Genomic DNA, 17818 nt, shown 5'->3' with positions numbered 1-17818 from the left:
AGGTCTGAAAAGTGTTTTCAATTTAAATCAATCTTTTTAGCACTTATAAAACTTTCGAGCTCAAGGTGATTCATTTTTAATCTGGTAAAAAAATCATTTTGATTTCGGGCATTAAACTGTAGCTCTAAACGATCAATTTCGGTATTTAACCATTCCAGAAATGAGACTAAGCTGTATTCGCCCTCAGGGTTAAAATTAGGAAATGTTTTAGGAAGTTTTAAGTGTAAAGTTTGAATTTTTTGCTTTGAGAGTTGCTTTAAAAGAAAAGAAGAAGATAGGTAAAATAAATAGGAAAGTCCAAAGGCATGACCTCCGATGGCCTGAGCGATGCAGTTTTTGAATAAATCCAATGCTTCATCAAAATTTCTTGTTAAAACTTTAAAGAAGAGGAATTTATAGGTGTACCACAAGTGGTTGAATTCAGTAAGGAACTCAGATTGTTGGGCTTTTTTAAAGCAATCAACTGCTTTATCCATCTGTCCGGTTTTAACAAATGAGGTTAAAAGTGCAGTATAAGGAGGGAAGTTTAAATTATCGAAAGGATAACTCTGATTGAATAAAGGTTGTGCGGTATCAATAGCTTCCTGGTAATTCCCCAAATGATCTAAATAAGTGACCTCTGCAAACAAATCCGAGGCAGGAGAATCATTAATACAAGGACCTTTTGAGGCTGATTCAACTTTGTCCATGAAATCCTGGGCTAAATCTTCTCTACCCATTTCAAGCATGGCATGTCTTGAAATTCTATAGGCCTCCTTCAGGCTATATCCAAACTTTAGGTAATAGGTTTTCATTTCCTCCAACACCTGGTTGATCTGGTCGAGAAAAATATTGGGAAATTCAGTAATTCCGTTTACAGCTGTGATATATAGCACCAAGATGGATTGCTGGTTGACTTTTTCGGGTGCTTTTTTAAAGTAATCCAACAGCCAGGGGAAGGTGGCTAAGCTTCGGTCATGGAAGCCAGACCGGAAACAAATTAGCATGTATTGAGCTCTTGATTCAAACTGAAGCTTGGGAAAGTTATAGGAATCAGCAAGGTCAATCGCCTTTGACAGTAAATTCTGAGCTGTTATTGGAGATTTTGTATAGGTAGCCTCAATGATCAGATTTTCAATAGTAAGCCTTTTGTCTTCATTCATAAGTCCATTGCATTGAAATGAGTTTACCAGGATTCAAAACACTTGAACCGAGGAAATATTCCTCAAACTTCAATATGCAATTTCAACTAAATTTTTCAGAAAAATAAAAAATTGGATAAAAAAAGGCCATCCCGGAAGGGGTGGCCTCATATAGGATTGAAAAAAGTGATTTTAATTTTCTTTATAGATTTTTTCTATAAAACTATGTTTATTATTTGTAATTCTTAATAAGTATAATCCTTTTGGAATGGATGGTAATTCAATTTTTTTATTCAATGTTTTACTAGTCTTCTCCATTACTTCCCTGGCTATCATTTTACCGGATAAATCAATTATTTTAATTTCGTATCCTCCCAGATTTTCATTATCAATTTCTATAAAAATCTGGTTGTTAAAAGGATTAGGAAAAACCGACACCCCATTTATTAGTAATTCTTCAGGAATTCCTGTGACCTGTTTCTGCTCTATTGAAATCAAAAATGATTTCTTAAATTTTCCTCCTTGGTCATCCATAGTTTCGACAACAACAGAATAAGAATTTTGAGGATCATTAAATTTAAATGGTACTTTAGCTACCAATAGGTTCTTATCAATTCCGAACTGATTGCCAACAAGTGCTTTATTTACAATAGAATAAGTATGGTTGTTATCGTCTACATCAGTTGTAGAAAATGTGCCAATAATATCTCCTATTGAATTACCTTCTTCTATTGTAGAATCATTTAGTATTAGGGCAGTTGGAAGATCATTTACTTCCTTAATTTTAATATTTGCCTTAGTGGCATCAGAAAAAATAAACCCATCATTTCCCTTTATTTCAAATCCTGTATTTCCGGACCAATTTTCATCTGGAGCAAAGATCAAGGAATCTAAACCACTTTGAGAAATAACTTCATTTTCAGATATTACCTTCTCACCTTTCAGTAATTTGCCATTGGAGGGGAGGGTAACGACCTTAATACTTTTTAAGGGATCCTCATCTGGATCTTCGAAGAATGTGGAGATAACATTATAATTAAATTTAAAGTTTTTATCCTCAAGTCCTTCAAGAGTAAAGGTTTTAAAAATGGGAATATTATTAGTTTTTACTTCCAGAACATCAGAAGGTTTAGAAGAGTTTGCTCCTGACAAGGTAATAATTCTGAAATACAACACCGTATTTTCATTTACATCTGATTTTACAAAATTATTTATATCCTTACCGACCTCCCCAATCGTCTCAAACGGACCATCTGCAGACTCTCCCATCTCAATCTTGTATCCAGTAATTTGATCACTCATAATTTTATCCCAATTGAGGTAAACCTTTGTGTGATTTTGAACGGTTGCCATTAGGTTTGAAGGGCCAGGTAGAATAGAGGAAATTTTTATTTTTACACTATCTACTGCAGTATTAAAATCTACAGGATCATGTCCTTCATTCACCAATTGAATTTTAAGGAAATACTCTCCAGCCGGAACCTCTTTTTTCAGAGTATAAGAACCAGATAAGTCTGTAACAGTTTCATGTGGGCCTTCTCCAAGATAGAAGTGGAGGTGGTCAAATGCATTTGGATCACCAGATAATTCATAATCCACTTTAATTTTAGAATTGAAGAAAATCTGATTTTCGGTAGGTGAAATAATTTTCACTTTAGGTTTCCCTTCTTCTCCTTCCACTGTAAAAATTACTTCGTCTCTAGATTCTGGATTGGGCAAAGGTTGAGGGTGAGAAGTTACCATCTGAATAGCAATTTTATGTTCACCTTTTTCCATCCCTTTAAATGTAAAACTGGGTTCTTTTAGTTTATAATATGGAATAATTAAAGTGTCATCCAAAATTAGCTCAATATGATCATAAAGACTATTATCTCCAAATAATTCAAATTCTACTGTAAAATCATTTTCATAGATAAAAGCTTTATTAACCGGAGATTTTATCTTCACCCTAGGTGTGTTCGTAGAGGTCACCATTTGGAAATTGACAGAAGACATTGAATTAGGTGAGGAAATTATTGCCCCATCCAAGTCATAAATGGAGGCCACTAATTCATAATTGCCAGGGTTGACATTATTTATTGTATAAGAGCCTGATTGGTCAGGTAACACTATGGGTGTATTATCTCCTAATTTCAATTTGATATCCTTAATTTCTTCAGTGTTTCCAAAAGTCAGATAATCGACTTTAATAGAAGTCCCAAATTCGAGCCCGTCTTTTTCAGGGTTTAATAATACAATACCTGGTAATATATTTGGATCGTTTGAATATTCTACTGTAAAATTGACTGTTGCGGTTGCGTTTTCAAAAGAAAGAGGTTTTCCATGACCATATACCAAATCAATTTTAATAGTGTGTTCGCCAGGTTCAAGGTTGTTAAATAGAAATCCTTCTGAGGAAAGATCATGACCCATTTTTTTTGGGTTGTCGTCAAGGGTAAAGTATAAATGATCGTATAAGTTGTTATTTCCAAAAAGAGCATATCCTACTTCTAAATCGGGACCTTGGACTATTTCTCCTTCGCAAGGATATTTAATTAATACCCCAGCTTCATTGCTAACCTTAGCACTGGTTTTTACCTTAATGGTATTACTAAGTTCTGATCGGTTTTTAGTTTTATCCACACCAACTACATTGAATTCGTAATTGGTATCAGGAGTCAACTTGGAAGCAATGAATTCTATTTTAGGAGTTTTGGCTATTGAATCACCATTTTGATAAACAATATAGCCATCAATTCCACTATTATCCAAAGATGGAGACCATTGAAGAGATACTGTCTTATCAGTGACCTTATTTTTAGAAAGTGTTGGAGCTGTTGGAGGAGTATCATCGTTCGTTTTAATGATATCCACATAATCTACATTACCCCAATTACTGTTAGCTTCAATAAATAATTCGTGTTGACCTGGAGATAATTTTATTTTTTCAGATTTCATTATCCCAAGATACATTTTTCCTTGCTCAGGGGTGTAGGTTAAAGTTTCTTCATCACCCACCAGAGTTACGTCATTTCCATCTAACTTAAATAAATATCCATTTGGCCAATAATTCTGAGCATTTCCTTCTACGCCTGATCGTACTCTTACATTAATCAAATAATCCCCATCAGTTTTGGTAGTGAAAGGGATTTTAATCACATCACCTTTATCATATATACTTACTGCCTTTTTATTACTAGCGAGTTCAAATCCTAAAATGCCGATAGCTGCCTTGGGTGGATCAAGAACAGTATCCCTAACAATTTGAAAATGGTCTTCTGCCTCAAGAAGTGTCGTTTCTAATTCAGTAAAATAGGCCGTAAGGGTAGAATTGATATCTGGGTTTTTATAAATATGTGTTTTTGCTCCATTATCTGACCATCCTACAAACTGATAAGTTTTTCCATTTAATGTTTGAGGGGAAATTATTGAAACTTCTGACTCAAAACCGACTAATTCATTAATTTTAAATGGGGTTGGTCTGGGATTACCTTCTAAATGAATAGTTAATCCCATAGGGTCGGTGGCTAGTGAAAGTTCTGCTTTTTGAGGGAAAACCGTATCAGAGACACTTGTTGAAAGATTATCTGAATCGGTTACAGTGAGAGAAAATATAAACCCAGTCTCACCATCAAAACTATGTCCTGATGAAGCTAACTTCACTTGACCTGCTTTACCTATTTGTCCATCAATAAAAGGGTGAGTATGATCATCATGTAAAAATTCAACATCCCACCTGTAATTTTCATCTTTAATAACTCCATCGGGATCAGAGGCTTCTCCATTATATTGAATAACTTGTCCTGCTTTAAATTTGGTCCCATTAAGAGGAGATAGAATATTTGCCACTGGAAGCTTACCTACTTTAATAGTTATTTCATCAGAGTTTACGGAAACATTCTCCTGTGTACTGACTGTTAACCTTGCCTTATATGTACCTTTATCAGTATAAGTATGGGTCGCATTAGCAGAATTAGCTATATTCCCATCCCCGAAATTCCAAGTATAGGTCAAAGGACTGTTATCAGTGATCTTAGCACTCCCTTCAAAATTGACTTGTAAAGGATTTTCTCCTTGAAGAATATCAGCTTTGGCTTTAGTAATAATAGGTGTACTTTCACCCGCAAAAAATATCTTTTTAAACTCTCCAGAATTTGGTTCTTTTACATTAAATAAAAGATAAAATAATTCGCCTTTTGGCCCCACTTCAATATCTACAAGGCCAAACCCGGTTGGCTTTCTTATAGTAGTTGCATTTTCTTCCCCTGATCCATCTAAGGGTACAAGATTTTCATCCATTCGTATAAACCGAATCCAACTTTGGGCATAGTCTGCAAATATATATTGTCCCTGATATTCTTGAGGTAAATTAGTGCCTCTGTAAATAAATCCTCCGGTAATAGAATTTCCTCTATTTGGGATATGGGCATAGGTATAAATTGGATCAACAAAATTAGGCCCTACACAAGATCCATCTTCATCTCGACCAGATTCTCCACAATCTGGCCAGCCGTAATTGGCTTCTTTTACTGCATAATGTACATCTTCCCAGCTGGATTCATGTTTATTTCCCCCAACTTCACCCATAATAAAAATACCTGTTTCTTTATCTGTTGTGCCTTTAAATGGATTTCGTAACCCCCAAGCATATATTTCAGAAAGTTCCCCGTTGGGCCCTTGTCCTAGTCCATTATTATAGAATGGGTTGTCATTAGGAATACTTCCATCTTTGTTAATTCGCAAAAGCTTACCATTATATTCTTTTAAATTTTGGGCATTATTTGGCTCTTCCAAATCTCCTATAACGAGAAAAATTGTACCATCATTAGCAAAATCAAGAGCTCCGCCCATATGGTAATGGTTGACTGCTGGATTCAAATAATTGGGTTCTGTTTCCCAAATTACAGTTTCAGAGTCTAAAGATGCTTTTTCATCAACAATTTTAAACCTGGATAATTTTAATTTATAATCGGTAGTAGAGTAATAAGCATAGAAATAACCATTAGTCTCAAAATCCGGATCAACTACCATTGTAAGTAATCCTCTCTCAAACTCCTTATCTACATTTTCCAACTGGATAAGTTGCTTTAATTCCGGAGACGTTGAATAAGGATCAACAATCCAAATCTTACCATCTTTTTGGGAAATAATTGCTTTACTATTTGGAAGAAATTCAACATCAGTAGGCTGCTGTAACCCTGAGGTTATTAATTCATCCTGAAACTTTTCAGGTAATTGGAAATTATATTTTACTTCCGATGCTTTTTTTAAACCATCAAGAGCAATTAAGCTGTGATGCAAGAAGAATAATTGGGCCAACAGAAGTAGTAGAGTATTTGTTTTTTTCATTTCTATTGATGGTCAGAATTTATTGTCGACAGTTGATTAGGTTATTACTTAATTGGTTGAAAATAGATTTATGGGCATCTTAAAATTTCTAAGATGCAAAATTCATGTATAATGTGATTTTTTTTACAGATTATTAAAGAATATTAAGAACTAAATAATAAATTCTTCTTTCCTATCAATAATCGTGTAAAACTTTAATGATTGCTTTAGATTTTTTTGGTTTTTAGTAGTTTTTGTATAAACCGTTGATAGTTAGTGTGTTGGTGTAAAATTTTTGGGCGAGAATTTAAGATTGTAACCTTTTGAGGATTTTTTTACCCACAGAGAGTTTGCTTTTTCTTCTGCCAATTTTAAATTGTTTTAGAAATTTGTAATGTAAGTTTTTTACAAATTGTTTGATGCTTTGTACGATAAAGTTAAATTTTAATCTAAAGCTTTTACTAAATTTATTGTTACTAATTGTAAATACTTATTCCCCATTTAGGAGATAACACTTAAAGTGAAAGTGGGATTCCATAATAGAATGATACTCTAAGAATGAGAAAATAAAACTTCCTAGTCTTTCAATGTTTTATTGTTTGGTGTGTGTGCCCATAATTCATTCCGGATATTTTCACAATATAAAGGCCTGGATTCATGGCAGAGAAATCAAATGAAGTTGAAGTATTGATTTGGTTTTTTTCAAGTTCATTTTGGTAAATTACCTTTCCTGTAATATCTAATATTATAATCTGGAAATCTCCCCTTAAATCATTATTAATTTCGATATTGAGTCTATCGTGGACTGGGTTGGGATAAACAGATACTCCGGAAAGTTCCTTAAAATCATCTATCCCGGTGGGAATTTGGGGTTCCTGAGGGTTCGGATTATTTGTTTCCTTTTCTGAAAGATCAATTACATTAATTTCAAAAGATTTTGCCAATTCACCACCACTTTGATCTCTTACATTCGCGGTAAGGAAAAATTGATTTTGTAGTTCGTAATCAAAGGAGTCCACAGCGATAAGAAAATCATTTTCAATTTTAAAATGAGCAAAATCTCCTGATTTGGCTAAAGAAAACTCTAATTTTTCATTCTCTACATCGTAGGCAGAAAACCGACCGATTACCTTTCCGGGTTCATTGTTTTCTTCAATCTCAAAATTGTCGAGGGAAAGTTGTTTGGGCGCATCATTTACTGGAATTACGCTTATGTTAATCCAGGCAGTATCCTTAGAAAAATGAATTCCATCCGAAAAGCTCATGGGTATGGATAGTTCCCCAAACCAGTTTTCCACTGGCTGAAATGAAAGCTTTTCTAATTTATCGCTTGTGATTTCAGCAAAATTTTCGATGGTATTTCCATCCAATAATAGTTCTCCATCCGGAACAGTGCTTAATATTTTAATCGTGCCCAAACTATCAAGGTTTGGATCGCTGAAATGCTCTACAAAATCATTTTTGTAAAAAACAAGCAGGCTGTCTTCTTCAATGGTTTTAGAAATATTTCCCATTTGTGGTAATCCATTGGTTTTGATAAAGTCACTTGCAGAACTTTCCGACACTAGTTCGTGATAAACCGCTTTTATTCTGTAAAAAAGGATGGTTTCAGGGTTTGGAACATGGTGAACGTAACTGTTTTCCTCCATTGGAACACTATCCAATACAGTATAAACGCCATCGATACTATCGGAGACTTCGATCAGATAATTTCCGATAAGCCCTGGTACTTTTTCCCAGGTAATTTTGGAATTGTATGGATCAATAAGATTAGCAGCTACATTGGATGGGGCAGGAATTTTTTCCTCCAAAAAGAAACTGATTTCCATTCTGGATTCTGGGTTTGCCAAAGGATTACTTTCTGAATCTAATAGTTCAAGTTTGGCGTGGTGATAACCGGAATCCAATCTGGATCGGGTAAATTTTCCGGTAATGGCATTTGTATTCACACTGTTTTTATGATCCAGCGTAAGTTTAATTCTGCTATAATCAGCAGAATCACCAGTAATGGAATAGAGTATTTCCACGTAATCTCCATAAACAATCATACTGTCTTTGGGAAGTGTGATCTCCAATTTTGGGGGATTTTCGGGATCGTTAAAACTTGCTTTTTCGTGGCCCTGGATTTCCCCATGTAGAAGGAAAATCAGCCAAGATATAGCAAGGAAGTAATGAAGACTTTTTAAATTAAATACTGGCTGGATAATAGCACTGAAGCTATTAAAGTTTGCTGGGTTTCGCATTGCTGGTTTCAGTTAAATTTGTTTGATAGTTTGTGGGTAATTCAAATGTTTACCCTGCTTCGTATGTATGATTGAAAGTAAAAGTAAATTAAAAGTTACAGGCTGTCAAAAACATGGTGAGGGCAAATTACCCTTAAATTGCTTCGTTTTTATCACTCTTATGCCATGTCAAGTTGTTGATAATGAGTAGTTTGTAAAGGGTTTTTGTTGCTGGATTTTGTTGAAAAGCTATTTGCTTTTATTAGCAATCCTTAAAATGTGTTACAAGTAAGAAATGGTTTGATACTTAAAAATTAGGGTGATTGAATTCACGTTCAATTTTTAAAATCTCTTACAATCCTGAAACCAAAGTATTCCGTCATGCTGTATTTGGATTCAAGTTTTTCATAGTCTGGTTTAAACTGATTGGGTCCAGACCCAAAACTTCCCCCTTTTAGAATGGCTTTATTTACATCATTACTGGCACACCATTCCCACACATTCCCCGAAATATGATATAAGCCAATCTCATTGGCTGGGAAATTAGGGTTGTTTACTGCTGTAAGTGATTGTTCCTTGCCCTGTAACCATACAATTTCATTCAGCTTGTCAGTTCCTCCAAAAACATAATTTTTGGAAAGGTTTCCTCCTTTTGCTGCAAAAATCCATTCTGTAGTTGAAGGCAAGCGTCCTCCTGCCCATTTACAATATTCTTCAGCTCCAACCCAGCTTACAAAACAAGCCGGTTTAGAAGCTCCACCTGCTTTAATTCTAAACATTCCGTCTTCCCAATAAATAAACTGTTGCCTTTGTTTTTTTCTCCCGGAAGGTTCCAAATCGATGAAGTTTTCTATGGCTTCTGGTTCAAATTGCCTTTCATTCAGGAATTTCACAAACTCCTTATTTGTTATTTCATATTTCCCTATCAGGAATCCTGAAATATTTTCATTTCCTTCAATTCTCTGGAGGTTTTGAATTTGGGCCAAACAATTTTCAAGGCAAATTCCATCATAGTTTATAATTTGTTTTTTGTCGTTTTTGACCACCTTAGCCAGCCCATTATTAAATTTTTCTGTGGCATCAAACTCAAATGGAATGATGACTTCTTTTTCCTCATTTATATAACCCCATTTTCCTCCTTTTTTTACCCTTAAAAAACCTTCAAAAAAACCAGTGCCTATGTCTTCATATTCCTTTCGGATCATGGCTAGTTTTTCATTTTGCTGAAGTAACCCACAATTGGAAAGGCATTGATTATCAGGGTTTATCTGGTAAGAAGTATTAAATTTTCGTACACTGGCAGTATCCTTTTTAAAATCGCGGGCAAGGTCAAATTGGAACGGGATTGCAATTTGACCTTCAGTGTTGATAAATCCCCATAAACCTTTTTGCTTTACTCTCGCCAGCCCGCCACTAAAAATCCCCACATCATCGAATGTGGCCGGAATTACTACTTTTTGGTCTTCATTCAGAAAGCCATATTTGTTATCTTTCTGGAAAATGGCAAATCCTTCGTGAAATTCGTATTTCTTTTCATTTGCTTTTTGCTCATTTATTTGTCGGGCAAGGTTCTCAGACTCATCTGCAGCAATTTTTATGGAAATAGAATCTGTTATATTTAATAATTCTCGTATTAACTGCTGATTACGGGAGCTTTGGGGCTTTCGGAATTCGGCTATTAGTTGTTCATTTAATACCTGCAAAGAATCCAGTCTTTTCTTTTGTTTTTCAAGCGCTTCTTGTTTTTCAATGGCTTCTTCTCTAAGCTTAAAGGCTTCCTGAGCACTTTTTTCGGATTCTTCCTTGGCTATTTCTAGTATATAGCCAAAATATCCGGCTACCCCTAAAGATAAAATAAGAAATAAAATCACAATACGCTGGAATCGGATTCTTTTCTTATACTGCCGTTGCTTGAGGTTAATTTCCTCTTCACTTTTGTGAATGTATTTTTTTTGTAAATCAGAAGGAGAGGGGTTTTTATTTTCCTCTTCAGCCTGAATTAGCCAGGCAGATGCAATGGTAAACTCATTGTCTCTAAGTAAAAACTCAGAGTTGTGGTTGTTCCTTTCCCATTCCAGTGCCCGCCTTGCCCATTTATTGTATTGATGGAGGTGTTCTTTGTCGGTATCCAATACCCTGATCAAATGGCTGAAACTTTCTGCATAATTGCTTTTCCCTGCTTCAAAATCTATCCAGTTAACTTCTGCAATTCTTTGGGGAAGACTTTTTGGATCAACCGCTTTGTACTTAATTACAATAAATCGCTTATTCAAGCTGGCAGCATACGCCACTTCTTCCTGGCAATAAGGAGAAGCAATTGAAGATGGGGAAATGATAAATAAATAGTTGTCAGCAGCTTCAATTCCCTTAAATATTTCTTCTTTTATATCAGCTCCTTTTGGAATATAATCCTGGTCCAGCCAGGTACTTTTACCACTGAACTGAATGTCTCTATTGAGTTTTGAGACAAAATCAAAGTTTTTATTGGAATAAGAAATAAATACCTCTATTTCAGCTGAGACAGCATTTTTCTCACTTGCTTCAATATATTGCTGATGGAGGCTGGTTGGTTGATGATCTTTTCTTTTAAGTCCTTCACCAAACCAGGCTCTGGCTTTACTTAAATGGTGTCCGCTTAGAAGAATACTTGAATTCTCCTGTTGCTTTTTCCAATATAATGCTCTTACCAGATATTCCTTATGTTCTTCGTAATAATGTGCATCCTGGTAGAGGGTTAAAAGTAGTTTGTCAATTTCTTTCAGGAATAGTTCCTGTTGAGTTTCATAATTAATTGAGCTGAGATTAATATAATCCAGGCTTCGGATTTTGGAAGGCAGGTTATTGAGATCCACCTCTCCAGTAATGATGGGAATTGCCCTTTTGTTTAGCTCCAGGGCATATTGCAATTCATTTTGACATCTTTCAAATCCAAGAGATTTTTCCGAAACCAGAAAGATGAAATTGTCTGCCTCCTCTATACCATTATTGATGATTTCCAATAAAAAGTCATCATCAATATTTACCTCAGCCCGGTTTATCCAGATGGTGAAACTGTTTCGCATCAGGATTTTCCCAATGATATCCGCTATTGCTTTTTGGTCGGGGGAATAACTTATAAAAACTTCTGTCATCCCATGTTTGGCCTGCTTTTCACACTCGCAAATGAATTCGTATTGCAAATCTGTAGGAATGCAGGGAGGTTGTTCTGTTTTATAAATCTTCCTAAGCCATTCCTCCGCTACAAGTCTTTCTTCATCAATGATCAGAAATTCCGGCCTTTTTTGGTGAGCTTCCCAATTAAGTGCCTGTATTAAAATTTTGGTGTGGGTATGCACATAAACTTTTTCGGAGTTTATTTTATTGATCAGTTCAGAAAATTTCTCTTCAAAAATTGATTCATCCTCCCTAAAAACAATCCAGTTTAGTTTTTTGATGACCGGATTGATAGAATCGAACAATTTCCCCTCGGGTTCAATTAGCAGGATAGGAATAATTCTTTTTTGTTGCTTTACCGCATGCTCAATTTCCAGCCGGCAGTAGGGGGAAATAACGGAGTCCGGTGAAATGATAAAAACAAAATTATGGGCCCTGTTGATCCCTACTTCAATCTCATTTTGAAAATCCACTGCAGCGGGAATATCCTCCTGATCAAACCAAACTTCTAAACCTTCTTCTGTTAATTGATTATAGAGCTTTGTTGCAAAAGCCAGATTTTTTCTGGAATAAGAAATAAATACATCACTCACATTAAGAGAGGTATCGGTTGTAAGCATCATATAGGATATTGATCAACTGTTTTGTTTGGCAATAGTAGCTTAAAATTACGGGAAAATTTTTTACAAGCAACTTTGGTAAAAACCTGGATTGAATTTGAATCAAAATTGAGAGTGTTTTCAGAAAGTAACAATGTATTAAGTTTACTGCACTATATTTTGAATATTAAAGGGCATACTCTGATAAAAAATCTGGTGCAATTGATTTTGATTAATTTTCCAAATTACTTTTTCGGAAAAGAAATTTGAGCGTATTAAAATTAAACTTATTTAGAGATTAGCTTAGTTTTATTTATTGAATTAATGATATTATGGGATAGTGTGAAAATGTAATTAAAGATTTTGGGAAAAACTGATAATAGGGTCTAAAATCGGTTAAAAAAGGTTGGTTAATAGCAGGATAAACTATTTAAATCAAGACAAACATGAAAAAAAATTAGCAGTATCAATTAATAAATCTTACATTCCTGAGTTTTTTAAACTAGATTAGCCATTTTTTAAACTACAAGAGTCAATAGAGTCAATATGGAGATCACCAATCCACTTATCTTCGGAGTCCCCTGTTTTATTTTATTAATCATTATCGAAATTATCTTTAGTCTGAAATATGACAGAGAGTTATATCAATGGAAGGATTTTGCCGCAAGTACCTCTATGGGCGCTGGTGCAGTAGTACTGGCCATTTTTACCAAAAGTGCTTCCCTTGCTGCATTTTTCGTGGTTTATGAAATTTTCAATCCTGAAGTCGATGGTGTAAGGACCAATATCATGGGTTATGCAGCGTTTGGCTGGGCCTGGTACCTCTGGATTATATGCCAGGTACTTGATGATTTTAATTATTACTGGTATCATAGATTAAGCCATACCGTTCGTGTTTTGTGGGCTGCTCATGTGGTTCACCATTCTTCCGATAATTTTAACCTGGGTTCAGGTATTCGTAATGGTTGGGTTACTTTATTTTATAAGCCAATATTCTGGCTATATCTTCCTGCCATAGGATTTCATCCCATTATGGTGACTACCTGCCTGGCTATTCAGGCTTTATGGCAGTTTCAGTTACATACCAAATTTGTTCCCCGGTTGGGTTTTATTGAAAAGTTTATGAATACCCATAAACACCACCACGTTCATCACTCTTCCGATATTGAGTATCTGGATAAAAACCACGGTGGTTACCTGAATTTATTCGATAAAATTTTTGGTACATTTAAAGACCTTGATGATGATAAGGAAGTACATTTTGGAGTACTTCATCCACCAAATTCATATAATCCTTTTGTGATCGTTTCTCATGAATATAAACATATATGGCAGGATGTGAAAAAGTCAAAAAATATTAAAGAAGCCTTTATGTATGTGTTCGGACCTCCAGGATGGAGTCCTGATGGTTCTTCACTAACGGTGAAACAAATGCAGCGGGAATTGGAAAAAAACGGGACGATCTCCATGCCTCAGCCTCCTAAGGCAGCCTCGGTAGCTTCTTAGTTTTTGGGATACAAATGATTTAAAAACAGCCAATTTGAGTTATCAGATTGGCTGTTTTTTTTCTGATACTTTACTTAAACCTTGTAATAAAACAGTATAGCTGAAGATTCTTTGGGAGCCGAAACAGGGATCTCCTGCTTCAGAATTAAATGTTGAAGAATACAAAAAAACATCAAAGGTTTTGACTTTGATGTTTTTTTGTATGAAAAACTTTTATAAATTTAGCAGATGGAGAGATTTATTAAGGATGAATTTAATTTTCCCAGTCTCTTTATTCTACCTGGCTAACCTTTTTTCTTTATAACAACCTTTCAGAATATTTAACAAGTTAAAGGATTGTAATGGGCAATTGTTTTGTTGAAAATGATTTTTTTACAAAGGATCTGATGGTGCAATCAGCTCTAATTTTTAGAAAAACTATTTTTTCATGACCCCCAGAATATTGGGATCCTGGCTCTTGTACGACATTTCGGAGTACATGAAATTAAAACAAACTATGTGATAATATTGTAGTTTAACAAGAAACATTAGATTGTTTTAATGGACAAGCTGTCTAAAGGAAACCAATATTTCGATCCAACTGTAAACCTGCTGTTTTGTGAATTATTCTTTATTAAATCAAATAAAAGATATCCTTTTTGAAACTGATGTTTCAGGAAATTTGACAGTAATTAATGAAGCTTTTGAAAAAATTACTGGTGAAAATGAAGGCAGGTTTATTAATAAACCAATTGATGATTTACTGAACACATTTTTTATCGGTGATTTTAAGGGCGAAATTCACCATCTTCTGGTAGGTAATTATACAAGTTTTAGTCATATTCTACTTCCAAAATCTAAAACAAAAATTAGCAAAAAATTTTATTATTCAATTTTCCGAGTCGAGCCTGAAAATGAACCTTTTAAGGGTTTATTCGGAAGGATTTCGGAATTACAGGAATTGGCTTCTCAAAATACCAATTCCAGGATTGGAAACCAACTTGCTAAGAAAGTGCTGGCCAATATCTCAGATATTTATATTTACCTGGATGTAGATGGAATCATCAGAGAAATAAGTCCTTCAGTAACAGATTTGCTTCAGTTTACACCTGAAGAATTGTTAGGTAGAAAGGCTGCTGGTATTATTTTCCCTAATCCTACTCATGAAAAAATTGTGAAAATATTGGAGGAATACCAGGCCGCTGAAAATTTTGAAACCTACATTAATTCAAAAAGCGGGCATCAAAAATTTGTTTCTATGGACCTGAGTCTTGTTAAGCAGGAAGTGGAGGGGGGGCAGGGAGTAAATGTGATTGTACGGGATATTTCAGGGAAACGGGAAAGAAACTTTGCGCTTGAACAAAGTGAAGAAAGGTATCGAAAACTATCTTCTTTAACCTACGAAGGGATTTTGATTCATTATAAAGGGATGGCCTTAGACATGAATGACCGATATGCCGAAATGCTAGGCTATAAAAAAGAAGAAATCATAGGGCAGAATATTGTAGAACTTACGGTTCCCAAAAAATGGCACCCATTGGTAAAACAAAATATTGAAATAGAATATTCCAAACCCTATGAAATAGAAGGAATCAGAAAAGATGGAAGCATAATTCCTGTAGAAATCCAGTCAAAAAGTATTTATCACAAGGGGAAACGGGTGAGAGTTGTGGCAGTTCGGGATATTACCAACAGAAAAAAAGCGGAAAACCAGATTAGGGAAACAGAATTGAAATATCAAAAACTGTTTGAATCCAGTAGTGATGGAATAGCCATTTGTGGGATTGATGGGAAGATTTTGGAAACGAATGATGCTTTTTGTAGAATGTTGCAATATTCAAAGGAGGAAATTATCTCTAAGACTTTTATTGATATTACTCCCAAAAAATGGTATTTGGCTGAAAAGAAAATAATTGAAAGTCAGCTTTATAAAAATGGCTTTACCGAGGAGTATGAGAAAGAATATATCAAAAAAGATGGAACTGTTTTTCCAGTGAGTATTAAGGCTATCATGTTGTATAATCAAAAGGGTGAGCCTGAATATATGTGGGGAATAGTCAGAGATATAACTGAGAAGAAAAATACTGAAATTTATTTGAAGCATCTTAATGATGTGATGATTGAAATACAAAAAGGAGTGGCCACCAAATTTGGGGCTACATTTTTTGATACAATCGTTACTCGATTGGCTAAGGCTATTCAAGCTGATATTACTTATGTAGCTGAATTATTCCCTAATCAAAAAGTTAAAACCATTTCTATGTGCCAGAATGGTAAAATTACAGAACAGTTTGAGTATTCTCTAGTCAATACCCCATGCGATGATGTGCTAGATGGGGCTGTGTGTTGTATCCCAAGTAATGTAATTGAGCTGTTTCCTCAGGATGATTTACTGCAGGAAATGAATATCCAAGGGTACATAGGAGTGCCTTTGTTTAATTCATTAAAAGAACCAATTGGGATAATGGTAGCACTTTACCGAGGTGAAATCCCTGAACCCAAATTTGCCTCAGCTGTGTTAGAGATTTTTTCTGCAAGGGCCGGAACAGAAATTGAAAGAATGTATGCTGAGGCCCAGCTGAAGGATAGTCAGGAAAAAATAAAAAAACTGAATAGCCAACTGGAAAAGCGGGTAAAGGAAAGGACACAGGAATTACAAAATACAGTGGATAAACTCAAAGCTACACAAACCCAACTGGTACAATCGGAAAAAATGGTGTCTCTTGGGGTACTCACGGCCGGAATCGCTCATGAAATAAATAATCCGGTTAATTTTATCAATGCAGGAATAATTGGCCTGAAAAAATCGCTGGAACATATCTTCAAGTTTTTAGAAGAATATGAAAAAATCACGCCCCAAAATGCAGCTTTTCAGCTCAACAGAATTAAAGAACTTAAAGATAGTAAGAACTTCGAGCAGGTTAAAGATCTGGCTCAAAAAGTATCTGAAGACATAAATTTAGGAGCCAAACGAACTGCTGAAATTGTAAGAGAACTTAGAACATTTTCGCGTGTGGATGAAAATTTACTGAAGGTAGTGCAAATTCATGATGGGCTGGATTCTACCTTATTGTTGCTTAGAAATCAGTATAAAGACAGAATTGAAGTTGTGAAGCACTATGATAAGCTTCCTCTAATTCCCTGTTATCCTGGCAAGCTCAATCAGGTATTCATGAATTTAATTCTCAATGGTATTCAGGCGATTAGCGGAGAGGGCACCATTACAATTGAATCCAAAAACCTTGGGGATGAAGTTTCCATTAAAATTTCCGATACGGGATGTGGAATTCCGGGTGCAGTTAAGGAGAAAATATTCGAACCCTTTTTTACTACCAAAGAAGTGGGAAAAGGCACCGGGCTTGGATTGTCCATATCCCATAGTATCATAAACGAACACCATGGCCGGCTTGAGTTCGAAAGTATTCCGGATAAAGGGACAACCTTTGTAATTTATTTACCTACCAGTAAGACGAAATATAGGCAATAGGAAATGCAGTATTTTAGCCTTCAATTTTAGCCAAAAGTGGATTGTTGGCATCATACACCACATTTACCGTTTCTCCATCTTTATATGGACAGTGTCCTTCTTCATATCCTTTTTGTGACCTGAATCTTACCATTTTAGCACCTTCTACCCTGAACTTTACCATGGGATAAACCATTTCCCTTCCCCCTGACGAACCTACAAAAAGATTGCTGATTTTTTGCCTTTCAAGTTTTTCTACTCCTACAATTTCCCCGGTAGTTTTTACAGGGTTGCTGATTTTTACATTATTTCCGGTATTGATGTAATAAAAATAGGCGGCAATAGCAACAATAAAAATGATGAAAAAAATATAATAAGTCATCTTGAAAAATAAAGTTTAAATAGATAATCAAAATCAAGCTTGAATTTTTAAGCTTAAAGACCTGATAGCGGGCAAAAGGTTGC

The 17818-nt window shown here is 35.1% G+C and carries 7 protein-coding genes; 2 read left to right on the top strand and 5 right to left on the bottom strand.

The window, feature by feature from the left end; all coding sequences use genetic code 11:
• Positions 1 to 17: 17 nt before the first annotated feature.
• The 4 genes from A3EM_RS0100405 to A3EM_RS45340 form a co-directional block, all read right to left on the bottom strand.
• Positions 18 to 1142 (bottom strand): hypothetical protein, encoded by a 1125-nt coding sequence (locus A3EM_RS0100405; RefSeq protein ID WP_020526173.1) that lies wholly within the window; start codon positions 1140 to 1142, stop codon positions 18 to 20.
• Between the two features lie 171 nt (positions 1143 to 1313).
• Positions 1314 to 6449 (bottom strand): PQQ-dependent sugar dehydrogenase, encoded by a 5136-nt coding sequence (locus A3EM_RS0100390; RefSeq protein WP_026210011.1) that lies wholly within the window; start codon positions 6447 to 6449, stop codon positions 1314 to 1316.
• A 563-nt stretch (positions 6450 to 7012) separates the two neighbouring features.
• On the bottom strand, positions 7013 to 8671 hold the full coding sequence (locus tag A3EM_RS0100385) for a T9SS type A sorting domain-containing protein (RefSeq protein ID WP_020526171.1): 1659 nt from the start codon (positions 8669 to 8671) through the stop codon (positions 7013 to 7015).
• Positions 8672 to 8985: 314 nt separating this feature from the next.
• Complete coding sequence (locus tag A3EM_RS45340) at positions 8986 to 12426, bottom strand: TIR domain-containing protein (RefSeq protein WP_020526170.1); 3441 nt, start codon at positions 12424 to 12426, stop codon at positions 8986 to 8988.
• Between the two features lie 522 nt (positions 12427 to 12948).
• On the opposite strand from A3EM_RS45340, the gene A3EM_RS0100370 reads away from it, so the two are divergent.
• The gene (locus tag A3EM_RS0100370; RefSeq protein WP_020526168.1) at positions 12949 to 13908 is read left to right on the top strand and encodes a sterol desaturase family protein; all 960 of its coding nucleotides are present in this window, start codon (positions 12949 to 12951) and stop codon (positions 13906 to 13908) included.
• Between the two features lie 598 nt (positions 13909 to 14506).
• Positions 14507 to 17374: a PAS domain S-box protein gene (locus tag A3EM_RS46990; RefSeq protein WP_020526166.1), complete on the top strand. Its 2868-nt coding sequence runs from the start codon at positions 14507 to 14509 to the stop codon at positions 17372 to 17374.
• Positions 17375 to 17387: 13 nt separating this feature from the next.
• Here A3EM_RS46990 and A3EM_RS0100360 read toward each other — a convergent pair whose 3' ends face one another.
• A complete protein-coding gene (locus A3EM_RS0100360) occupies positions 17388 to 17735 on the bottom strand; it encodes a DUF3592 domain-containing protein (protein WP_020526165.1) in 348 nt (115 codons plus the stop codon).
• Between the last annotated feature and the right edge of the window lie 83 nt (positions 17736 to 17818).

The sequence above is a fragment of the Flexithrix dorotheae DSM 6795 genome, from assembly GCF_000379765.1.
Taxonomy (GTDB): domain Bacteria; phylum Bacteroidota; class Bacteroidia; order Cytophagales; family Flammeovirgaceae; genus Flexithrix; species Flexithrix dorotheae.
Note: the sequence above shows the minus strand (reverse complement) of the source record. Positions and strands in the feature narration are given on the sequence as shown.